This window comes from Iodobacter arcticus (genome assembly GCF_042664895.1).
Lineage (GTDB): Bacteria > Pseudomonadota > Gammaproteobacteria > Burkholderiales > Chitinibacteraceae > Iodobacter > Iodobacter arcticus.
This window is the reverse complement of the sequence record NZ_JBHTBQ010000033.1, coordinates 85622-96844: the sequence shown is the minus strand read 5'-3', so window position 1 is coordinate 96844 and position 11223 is coordinate 85622. Positions and strand designations below refer to the sequence as shown.

8 protein-coding genes are annotated in these 11223 nt (G+C 46.6%); 3 read left to right on the top strand and 5 right to left on the bottom strand.

Annotated elements, in window-relative coordinates:
- The 5 genes from ACFQNF_RS14555 to ACFQNF_RS14535 all read right to left on the bottom strand — a co-directional run bounded on the left by ACFQNF_RS14555 (window position 1) and on the right by ACFQNF_RS14535 (window position 7628).
- Window positions 1-966: a transposase gene (locus tag ACFQNF_RS14555; RefSeq protein ID WP_380188659.1), complete on the bottom strand. Its 966-nt coding sequence runs from the start codon at window positions 964-966 to the stop codon at window positions 1-3.
- Between the two features lie 84 nt (window positions 967-1050).
- Window positions 1051-2142 carry a T6SS immunity protein Tli4 family protein gene (locus ACFQNF_RS14550; protein WP_380188658.1) on the bottom strand — a complete coding sequence of 364 codons (1092 nt, stop codon included), beginning with the start codon at window positions 2140-2142 and terminating at the stop codon, window positions 1051-1053.
- Window positions 2143-3240: a T6SS immunity protein Tli4 family protein gene (locus ACFQNF_RS14545; protein ID WP_380188657.1), complete on the bottom strand. Its 1098-nt coding sequence runs from the start codon at window positions 3238-3240 to the stop codon at window positions 2143-2145.
- A gap of 2 nt (window positions 3241-3242) precedes the next feature.
- A complete protein-coding gene (locus tag ACFQNF_RS14540) occupies window positions 3243-4916 on the bottom strand; it encodes an esterase/lipase family protein (protein ID WP_380188656.1) in 1674 nt (557 codons plus the stop codon).
- Between the two features lie 18 nt (window positions 4917-4934).
- Window positions 4935-7628, bottom strand: a complete 2694-nt coding sequence (locus ACFQNF_RS14535; protein ID WP_380188655.1) for a type VI secretion system Vgr family protein — start codon at window positions 7626-7628, stop codon at window positions 4935-4937.
- Window positions 7629-7992: 364 nt separating this feature from the next.
- Here ACFQNF_RS14535 and ACFQNF_RS14530 point away from each other — a divergent pair, with 364 nt between their 5' ends.
- From ACFQNF_RS14530 to ACFQNF_RS14520, 3 genes are all read left to right on the top strand, one after another.
- Window positions 7993-9153 carry a benzoate/H(+) symporter BenE family transporter gene (locus tag ACFQNF_RS14530; protein ID WP_380188654.1) on the top strand — a complete coding sequence of 387 codons (1161 nt, stop codon included), beginning with the start codon at window positions 7993-7995 and terminating at the stop codon, window positions 9151-9153.
- A gap of 476 nt (window positions 9154-9629) precedes the next feature.
- The gene (locus ACFQNF_RS14525; RefSeq protein ID WP_380188653.1) at window positions 9630-10331 is read left to right on the top strand and encodes an ABC transporter permease; all 702 of its coding nucleotides are present in this window, start codon (window positions 9630-9632) and stop codon (window positions 10329-10331) included.
- A 12-nt stretch (window positions 10332-10343) separates the two neighbouring features.
- Window positions 10344-11222: a glycine betaine ABC transporter substrate-binding protein gene (locus ACFQNF_RS14520; protein ID WP_380188652.1), complete on the top strand. Its 879-nt coding sequence runs from the start codon at window positions 10344-10346 to the stop codon at window positions 11220-11222.
- Window position 11223: the final 1 nt, after the last annotated feature.

The window sequence follows — 11223 nt, the reverse complement described above, 5'->3', positions numbered from 1 at the left end:
TTATTGGGGTTTGTAAATGTTTTCATACTTGATCCAAGCAGGGCTGCCAGATCGGGTTATCTTTTCTATAGATGAGCACTGCTGACACCAATGGCCACTACAAACCGATCCAGAGGGAGATTTCCATATATGGCCACGTTTACATTGCCAAAGCAGAGGGGAGTAAGGGTCATAAATTTCAGATAAGCAAACCCCTCCTCTTGCTTTTGCCAAGTCTTGCATCTTGGCCAGCGTTTTTTGACGGCGGTCTTTAAAGCATTGCATGCAACCAAAGCCCGCTCTCATGCTATCGGGTCTGGCTGTAAATTCATGCCCATTTTTACAACGCCATGCAACGGCAGATTTACAGCCCTTATATTCAATCGTCAGACATTGCCAGCCGCGTGCAGCAGCTATCTTTTTGATCTTTTCTAAATCACGCTGCCTTTGTTCATACTTAGCGCAAATAAGGCAAAATTTCCCTGCAATTAAATGACTGGGATAACATTGCCAATGATGCCCCTTAGCGCAGCGAACAGGCATTCTTGTCGATAAATTTACATAATGATTGGATAAGCACTCACCACCCCAAGCTTGCACAATGCCTTGAATGGCCTTCAGGCTGATTAATTTTTGTTTTTCAATTGTGGTATGACTTCTTACGCATGCCTTCCAGCGTTTTATAGCCTTTTGCACCGCGCTGGGCAATAAGCTCTGTGCAGCTTGCGATGGTTTATTTAATTCATTGAGCGCTCGATCTTTTTTCTCTGCGTTCGCCTGCTTTCTTCTTAAAAGGGCTTTTGCATGGAGGTGTGTTTTTCTTTCCTCCATCATTGCGACATCCATACCGCTAAATTTCATCCGCCACGTATAAAATGTAGCGGGGGAAATGCCATGCCGACGGTGTAGCTCTATGGCTGAAGCTCCTGCTTCACCTTGCTTCAGAACCGCAAGGATAAATTCAAATGAGTAGGTTTTTTTAGCCATAATAAGCAATTTAAATGGTTGGGATAGGTAATATCTAAAGATGTGCTCGTTTTAAAAAAAGAATTTTTTAAGCGTAAATGTAGTTTACTTTGTAGGCCGTGTTTGAATTGAAGCAGTGAGTTTATCCCATAGCGCAATAGCCTCATCATCCTTAAGGCTTGGTTCATTGACACCCTTGCTATTTTTGCTTACGCCGGTACTTAATTCCATATTTATATATGGTCTGAACATATCTTTTGCTACGCCAATAGACTTGAACTTAAATTCATGCGTCCATGGCATCCCTTTTTCATCGGGGGGCATCCACGATAATTGCTCCGCACCATCCCAATCGCCAATTTTACGCTCGCCTTTGCGCAAAACTTTAATTCGATTAAACAATGATAACATCCCGAAAACGCCAGCACTTTCTGCTGCTTCTTTCATCATATATTCAAGACTGTCTTTGGGGTTTGCTTTATCTGTTCGAATCGTCGAAATCGAAAATCGAACATCTGGATATTCAGGGAAGCTAAAACCTATCGAGGTCATTTCGTGGTATTTCCCCTCTGCCTCGGGAATGAAACCCGCTTCGATGCAAATGCCAGAATCAGTTGGTACGTTAGCATCGGTGCGAGAGCGTAATACACTTGCAATATTCTGCATTTTTGCAAGAGCACCAGTATATGCTTTCTTATCAAAGATAAAATCTGTTGTTGACGAGCTTAGTGGAGCATTAGATATTTTTTGAACAAATCCATTTTTATCTATTTTAATAAATGAGTGTAACTGGGCCGAATAATTTGATGTGTAATCTGTATAACCAACAACAACCTTACTATCTTTATTTGGTCCATCAAAAACTCCAATTAAAGCCAATGGTTCTTTGTTATGTTTTATGGCTTTGATTTCTTCAATTTTTTCCTGCGTCAGCTCTCGAATTTTGGCACTCTCTCCTGGAAATGCAGAAATACTATATTCAACAATTGTCTCACCCCATGAAATCTTAGCGCTCATAGGAACTTGAATAATAAAACGCCCGAAACAAACAGATTTAGTTTGTTTAAACATGGCTTCAATGGTTGAATTGGTCAAATTCATTTTAGAACCCGCACCTGCCCATGCGCCATTACTCAATGCCAAAGTAAAAATAAGAAAATAGCCATTGAGCCTTCTTTTTTCGAATATAAACATCATTTACTTTGTGGGCCGCGTTTGAATTGACGTAGTGAGTTTATCCCATAGCGCAATAGCCTCATCATCCTTAAGGCTTGGTTCATTGACACCCTTGCTATTTTTGCTTACGCCGGTACTTAATTCCATATTTATATATGGTCTGAACATATCTTTTGCTACGCCAATAGACTTGAACTTAAATTCATGCGTCCATGGCATCCCTTTTTCATCGGGGGGCATCCACGATAATTGCTCCGCACCATCCCAATCGCCAATTTTACGCTCGCCTTTGCGCAAAACTTTAATTCGATTAAATAATGATGTTAAGCCAAATAAACCAGCCTCTTCTCTGGCATTTTTCATTATATTTTCGAGGCTACTTTCAGGGTTTACTTTATTTTTACGAATCGTCGAAACCGAAAATCGAACATCTGGGTATTCGGGGAAGCTAAAACCTATCGAGGTCATTTCGTGATATTTGCCTACAGCTTCTGGCATAAAGCCCGCTTCGATGCAAATACCTGGAACTGTAGGTATTTCTGCATCCGATCTCAAACGCAACAAACCTGCAATTTCCTGAAATTCGACAACAAACTGTTTGTATGATTGTTTGTCATACTTATCGTCCCCGTTTTCATCTCTTGCTGATTTTAAGGTGATGTCAGCTTTTTGTATAAAACCCGTTTCGCCCAATCGAATAAATGAATGAATTTGTACGCCTAAATTATCTGTAAAATCAGGATAACCAACTACTATTTTACTTTCTTTATTTGGCCCGTCAAAAACGCCAATAAAGGTCGATGGCTCACGGATGTGTTTAATAGCCTTTATTTCTTCTGTTTTTTCTCGTATTTTCACTGGAATTTTTACACCACCGTTTGGGTAGGATTCTATGTCGTATCTAACATGTGTTTCTCCCCATGTTACCAATGCACTCACAGGAACCTGAAGAATAAAACGCCCGAAACAAACTGATTTGGTTTGCTTAAATAATGCGTCTATCTTTGGACGGGTCTGATTCATCGTAGAATCCTTATCTGCAAATGATGGTGTGCTGGCAACAATTCCAACAATTAGTAAACCAAGGTAATTATTTGTCGAACAGTTAATATTAATCATGCTTACCACCCCATGTTTGCTGCGATGCGAATAATAGAATGGATTGTTGATGCAACTGCGTTTGGATTTTGATAGCTATCTTGATGCCCGTAGCCCGTTTGCCTAAAAATAGCCTTAAATTTAGGACTACTGCTATTTAACTGATCATCCGCCGAAAAAGCGGGCACGGTTTCATCCCCAGGGTCTTGCGGGGCGAGAATGCGTGCTTTAATAATCTGCCCAGTCTTTTTATTTTTTAATTTTAACGTCCCCGTATTGTTATCGCTATCAATTTCCAGCCCATCAATATCATCATCTGTATATGACTCAGGCGTATCCAACTCCCAAACAACCTCTTTAAATGCTTTGTGTTTTGGGTCATTGCCGTAGTGGGCATAACTTATGCCATGGTAATGATTCGCAATATCCACGTGAAATAGCTGTGCATGGATAATTTTTCGCCTACTCAGCTCCAAACCCGAGGTTTCTAATTTGGCAGGATTAAGCCAATCTTCAACTAAAAGTCCCCACCATTTTTCTTTGGTGCTGACCTTATAAATCTCAGCATAGGGATCTCCTGCCTTAGGCCTACTTCCAAGTTCCTTACCCTTTTTATTAACAAATTTTAACCAACCCTTGCCATACTCATTATTCGGTGCGAGCTCCAACCCTCCCTGAGCGTTGGCTAAAACAGCAGTAACATTTGGGCCTTTATGCCCAAGCACCAGAGAAACAAGCCCCCCACTTTCCCAGCCTGCCCGCATCCGGCGATAGGCTGCAGCAGCGCCCAAGGCGGGCATTACGCCATGCACGATCCCAAGTACTTTATCGCTCAAATTGCCATAGCTTGGATGGCAAATTGCACGGGCGACCAAGCCGCCCATTGAGTGGGTAACTAAGATGACTTTTTCACATTTTTTGCCTTGGGCCTTATAGCCCTCGATTAGCTTATCAACCCGGCCCGCTAATTTTTTCCCTGCAATACCATTGGATTCCAACCAGTTATAGCCAAAGGCATGCACAGGAAAGTAGCAATTAGTCATCACTTGTTTCAATTCATCTTCAGTGATTTTTGTGAGAGTGTAGTTTTTATCCAGCTCCCAATTAGCGGGATCACCCTCGACAATTTTTTTGCCTTCGGGGCTGAGCTGCGCGTTAGCAAAAGCGAGGTTGAGTTGAATTTCCATGGTATTGAGTACACCACCATAGCTATCAAACATCACTTCACCCCAGCCTCGTTCACGCGCTTTTTGCGTGGCGGTTTTTTTGCTGTCGCCAATAAGCAGAGGGGAGCCTTTGGTAACACTCACATTATTGTGCCTGTCTTCTGAAGACTCTTTCCCTTGTTTATCTTGGCGAGGGTCATAAATATCCACTTCTGTTGTACGGGGATCTAGCGCCAACTGGCGTTCTTCTGCATCAGTAAACAGCATGCCAAGGCCCCAAGTCATCCGATCAGGCCGCCATGCAATATCACTACTTTTATTCAGCTGTTTGAGCCGTTTCTCATCCTTGATTCGCAAGTTACTTCCCATGATGCCAGGGATAAGAATCACGGGAATAACCCGTTCCGGCAAAAAAGACGCACTTTGCACGGTGTCTAGGTCTTTGGGGGTGGTAAAGCCTTCAGCATGTTGAGAGCCATCCGCATTTTGCTGAGTTGGGATGGATTGAGATATTGGCTGTGGTGTTGGCATGGTTTGGCTTTTGGTCAGTTATTCGGGTAGCAATTCAATGCGATAGCGTGCAAAGCCCATTTCGGACTGGAATTGCTCCGTCTGCCCTTCGGCATTGGTTTCACCTTGCAGTACACGGCCATCTTCCATTTTTAAGCGGTATTTCCGGTTTTTAATTGGCTCGCCCGTACCTACCCAATTCAGAATCGCTTTCTGGTCAAATTTGGCTTTTTGCGGGGAGAAAGTGCCAGCGGGGCTGCCTCCGCCCGCTCCATTCATCTCATGTTGTGCTGCTTTCTGGTTGTGCCTACCGGAGCATTGTGTGGTAATCGCACCACCACCCATATCGATTTGCGCCCCATTGGCAATGGTTTGCACCTTGGGGGCTTGCAGCACAATCTCTTCACTCGAGGTCAATACGATTCTTTTAGTCGCGGTAATGCGAATTTCGCCGTCATGCGCTTGAATGTCGATATGCCCGCCTGCTGCAATTAACTTCATTCCCAGTTTTTGCACGAAAAAGCTCAAAGAGTCTGCAACACGAACCAGCCATTTTCCGCCAATGCTGTGATTGGTGTGCTTGACGCTCACCAGATCAATATTGTTACCGGCGGTGATCGTCAGACTTTCGGGTGTGGCTGCAGCAATGCCTAGCGGGCCTGAAATCCCCACTATGGGTTTGCCTCCACCAGCGGCATTTGCCTTGCTATTACTTCCGTTTTCCCATTCTTGTACGTACTTTAATAACTCACTTTGCCCTTTGGTTTCTGTTTCATCCGCATTATGTTTGACCGACAAATCAGAGAGCGATTTTGCAATCCCGTTAGCGGCTTCAAGTTGCCCCAAGAAAATATCACGGTCTAGCTGCTTACCTCCGGCTTGAGCGCGCTCTTCCGCAGAGATTAATACGCCTTGTGCCGCTCGCAATGCCATCCTAGCATCGGTGCGTAACTCTGCGCCTTCGCCTCGAGCCTCACCTTTGCCATCTGTACGCGGGTGGATCAAGTAGCCGAGGTTGAGCTGGGTTTTAGCGTGCTCGCTACTGAGCTTGGTACGTACCTCACCTTGGGTATCATCAAACAGTAGCTCGCCATATTGGCCACCATCGTGCTCTTTGGTTTTTATACCCGATAGCGTTTTATTGGCAGGAAGCGCTCCCGCCCCACTAAAGGTGGCCGGAAGATGACTGCCGTTATAAACCACCCCTGTCACAATGGGCCGGTCGATATCGTTGTCGAGGTAGCTGACTAAAACTTCTTGGCCGATACGCGGGATAAATTGATGGCCCCAGCTGGCCCCCGCAGAAGGGTATGCCACGCGAACCCAGCAAGAGGATTTATCATCCAGATTTGCACCGAAATCAGGGTGCTCATCTGCTCGCTGCCATGAAAACTGGATTTTGATTCGGCCCAGCTCATCGGTATGGACTTCTGATCCGGCAGGGCCGACCACGGTGGCGGTTTGCACCCCAAAGCTACTGGGCTTGCTGCTTTCGTCATAGCTCGGGTTCAGTGCTTGCCCTCGGCGCTGGGCGGTAAAGTCTGCCTGATAAGGCGCATTTTCCGCTGCTACCGCAGGATTTGAGCCTGCCAATAGGCTCGGTGCAAGCATCAGCAGTTGCTGGGTTAGATCGACGGGTAAATTATTATTGGCGGTAAATTTAAGCTCGGTAACCACGAACTCTCGTTTTTCCGGCTCGTCCCATTCGTGGGCGGGGTGGTCTTCTAAACGAAACCATTGCCCAGCCTGCAAAGATCGCAAGGTGCCAGAGCCGCTAAAAGACTTTTTAGCCTGATCGTGTGATTGCTGGCGTAGCTGTGCATAGTGGCTAAGGTCTTCAGAATTGTTCGCATAGTAGTGCGCGAGTGCGCCGTAATCTTCAAAACTAGACTGAATTTGCTGGCCGCCTTCACCCTGATCAACCGGGCTATCATCAAAACTTTGATTGGTCTTAACGGCTTTGTAATCAAAGCTGGCTAAGGCTACGCTGCTGCTGCCCAACTGGCGCTGAGTGATCCAGTCGGTGAGGGAATCCGCTTCCTCGGTGGCTGCCGCTCGATGAAACCTGACGTGCGAATCACTGGCTTCTGGAATAGCGTAAGCATCATCAAAAATCACCAGCTGCACTTGCGGAGAATCACCGGCTAAATGAACGAAGCGCCAAGATAAGCCTTCACGCTGCATGATTCTGCATAAAAACGCATAATCAGATTCATTTTTTTGAGTGGTATAAGATTGGGAAGGGTAATTACCAGATAGCTTGAAATCTAACGTTTGTACTGAAGCAAAGGCGGGGTTTTTAGCTTGATGCTCGGCCAGTATCTTTTTAATAATGTCTGGCGTGCTTAAATCTTGCAGCACCCGCGAAGTAAGGCGGTATCTGAGCAATGCAAAAGGTGGTTCAACCGTCAGCTTGTATTGAGCAAAGCCCCCATCAGAGCCCAATAATTGCGCCTGAGAAACGACCCCACAGCGCTCCACCATCCCGCCTTCTGCATCCGTGATTGATAAAACGACAGGCAAACCTAGTAAGGATTTGAGCTCTAAAGCCGCATCTGGCGATAAGCAATCAATGTAATAAAGAAACGGCTGGTTAATGCCTTCAGTGCCCGTTACCCGCTGAGGTAACAACTGATCACCCCAAGCTGCACCATCGCCAATCTGCAATGAGATCAATCGCTTATCTTGATTAAATGCAGCTGCGAAAGAGGCAAGGAGCTGGTCGGGGCGCATGGTGCATTCCACAATTTTAACAAGCGGCCAGATTACCCGATGTTTTGCTTGCACGCCCAAACAATTACAAAAACCTTGGCTTACCGCACTTTTAACATACCTAACCAGTAAGTATTTGTACTTAGTTAATCCTGATGATGCCTCCTGCTCAAACTCATTAGAAACAACTTAGGACAGGATTCTGCCAGTCCTATTAACTTAAGGTGTGTACCTGCAAGCATGGCATTCACGGCTAAAGCCGCTCCTACGAAAAACAGCACGCTTTCTGGTTTTACATAAGTTGATAGAACTGGGCTTAGGTAGCTCTAGCCAAAAAGCCCGCTCATCGGCATGATCGACGTTCTTCACCTTTTGAGCCCCCGCCATGCGACAGACCTCCAGCTCCTTGCCGCTTTTGACCGCCGGCTTTGTTACTGTATTAGTAGGCTTTACCAGCTCTGCCGCCATTGTTTTTCAGGCCGCCACCGCAGCGGGTGCAACGCCGGGGCAGCTTGCATCCTGGATGTGGGCGCTGGGCATGGGGATGGGGCTCACCTGTATTGGCTTATCGCTACGTTATAAAAACCCAGTTGTCACGGCATGGTCCACGCCGGGTGCGGCGCTGCTGGCGGGCAGTTTGCAGGGTATTCCTATGGGAGAAGCCATTGCCGCATTTATGTTTTGCGCTGCGCTGATTACCTTAAGCGGCATAACAGGTTGGTTTGAGCGCATCATGAGCCGCATTCCGCTGCCGATTGCAGCCGCCATGCTGGCTGGTGTTTTAGCGCGTTTTGGCATCAATATTTTCACCGAAATGCAAGGCCAGTTCACCCTTGTCTTTGCCATGTTCATTGCTTATTTAATCTGTAAAAGATTTTGGCCGCGTTACGCCATCATGATGGTCTTGGCGCTAGGGATTGCGATTGCAGCAGGGCAAGGTTTATTGCATATAAAAGAAGTGAATATCGCCTTTGCCAAACCAGAATTCATGATGCCGGTTTTTAACTGGCAGACCATGCTCAGCATTGGAGTGCCACTCTTTGTCGTGACAATGGCTTCGCAAAATATGCCCGGTGTGGCGGTGATTCGAGCCAATGGCTACAACACACCCATTTCGCCCTTAATCAGCTGGACCGGCATCACCACCTTGCTACTTGCGCCTTTTGGCTGCTTCTCGCTCAATTTAGCCGCCATTACCTCCGCCATTTGTATGGGCAAAGAGGCACATGAAGACCCCGCTCAGCGCTTTAAAGCCAGCATTGCCGCAGGCTGTTTCTATTTATTACTGGGCGTTTTTGGCGCAACCATCGGGGCGCTCTTTACTGCGTTTCCTAAAGCTTTGGTGTTAGCCATTGCAGGCCTCGCTCTGCTGGGCACGATCGCCAACAGCTTGAGCACAGCGATGAGCGATGAACAAATTCGTGAGCCTGCTCTAGTGACATTCTTGGTCACGCTTTCAGGCATTTCACTCTTAGGAATTGGTGCAGCTTTCTGGGGGCTTATTGCGGGCGCAATAGCGATCCTTATTATGAAAAAAAACCTATGAAACAATGATTTACAAAATATGCACCTTGATTATTTTATGCCGTAGCAATGCGCGAAATAAGCGCGCAACGGCCATGACATTGCAATGAAAATAAGCGTTGCAATTAATTACAATGTCTTACATTTACATTGCGAATTTGCTTAGCATCATGATAAAAACTGTCCTCTTCTATTAAATATCACCCTCAGAAAGTGGTGATCAAGGCTAAAAGCCTTCTCTCTTTGCACTGACGATATCGTGGCGCTAAGCCTTTAGGTTTTATCGAAACAAGCTGAGAAACATCATCTTGGCTCCAGTCAGTGCAATTCATACTGCGATTTTTATTTTTCAAAATCGCCAGGCTCTGTTGCCGCTTGTTTCCACAATAGTGCGAAACAGGCGTCAAACAAGCTCAAGCAAGGCAACCCTCAACATTTAAGTTGTCACTCTCATCATTGCGAGCGGATTTTTACGCTCTACAAGAAAGGAGTCAGCACATGTCAGTGCACCTAAAACGCGGCCTCTTCATTGCCTTTTTGGCAGCGATCTTCGCCCTTATTCAGTCGCAACCTGCCTGGCTAAAAACCTACCAAAACGATCTGATCTACTTGGGTCAGCAGCATCTTCGCCTTGCTGGTTACTCTATGTTTTTAGCTTTGATTGTTGGCCTGCCTGCCGGCATTGTGCTGAGTAGAAGCTGGGCCAGACGCTACGCCGAGCCCATATTGCAGATCTTTAATGTTGGGAACACCCTCCCTCCGCTCGCCGTACTGGCTCTGGCGATGGTGCTGGTTGGCATTGGCGACAAGCCTGCCATTATTGCGCTGTTTTTAGCCTCTCTCCTCCCTATTGTCCGCAATACTTACACCGGCCTTTGCGGTGTATCACCTGCTTTGCTTGAAGCCGCACGCGGCCTTGGTATGACCCCCAGACAAAGCCTTTACTACGTTGAGCTACCCAATGCCGCGCCGGTTATTTTGGTGGGTGTACGTCTGGCTTTAGTCATCAATGTGGGCACGGTACCGCTGACCTTCCTCATCGGGGCCAGCAGCTATGGCGAGCTAATTTTCCCCGGCATCTTTTTAAATAATCAGACCCAGCTCTTAGTGGGTGCAGGTGCAACCGCTATTGTGGCACTGGCACTTGACCAAACCGTTGCCCGTATTGGCCGCATTTTTGCCAAACGTGCATCAAACTAACAGGAGCGAATCATGCAACGATTTTTCCTCTCTATCAGCCTGATGCTGATCGCCAGTCTGGCCCACGCAGCACCTATTCGCTTAGGCAGCAAAGACTTTACCGAGCAGCATTTACTCTCGTCGATGACCAAGCAATATCTGGTGAGCAAAGGCTTCGAGGTCTCCACCACCACCGATTTACCCAGTGTGATCATGCGTGGTGCCCTGATCAATAAACAGCTTGATCTGGTATGGGATTACACCGGCACTGCGCTGATCGTTTATCACAAGCTCACCGAAGCAAACCCCAAGCAAAGCTATGACAAAGTAAAGGAGCTGGATATTCCTAATGGCTTAATCTGGCTCAAGCCCGCCGCTATGAACAATACCTATTCCTTTGCCATGCAACGCAAGCGGGCTGAGGAGCTAGGTATCACCACCATGAGCGGCATGGCAAAAGAATTCAACCAGCATAAACATTGGAAACTAGGGCTGGATATCGAGTTTGCAGGCCGGCCCGATGGTTTAGCCCCGATGAAAGAAAAATATCAGCTGGAGCTTGATCGCCCGCAAATGAAGCAGATGAACTCAGGCTTGGTTTACAACGCCATCCGTGATGGCTTTGTTGAAGTGGGCTTGGTCTACGCCACAGATGGCCGAGTCAAAGGTTTTGATTTTATTATCCTCGAAGACGATCTGCATTTTTTCCCTAGCTATGCGGCAACGCCGGTTGTAGAGAAATCTGTACTTGCTGCCAATCCAGGCCTTGAAGAAGCCCTCAACACCTTGTCTGCGCTACTCGACAACGACACCATTTCTACCCTCAACGCCAAAGTGGATATTGAACACCTGCGTGTGGACGAAGTAGCCGCTCAGTTTCTGAAAGACAAAGGCTTACTGCAAGGAGAATAAG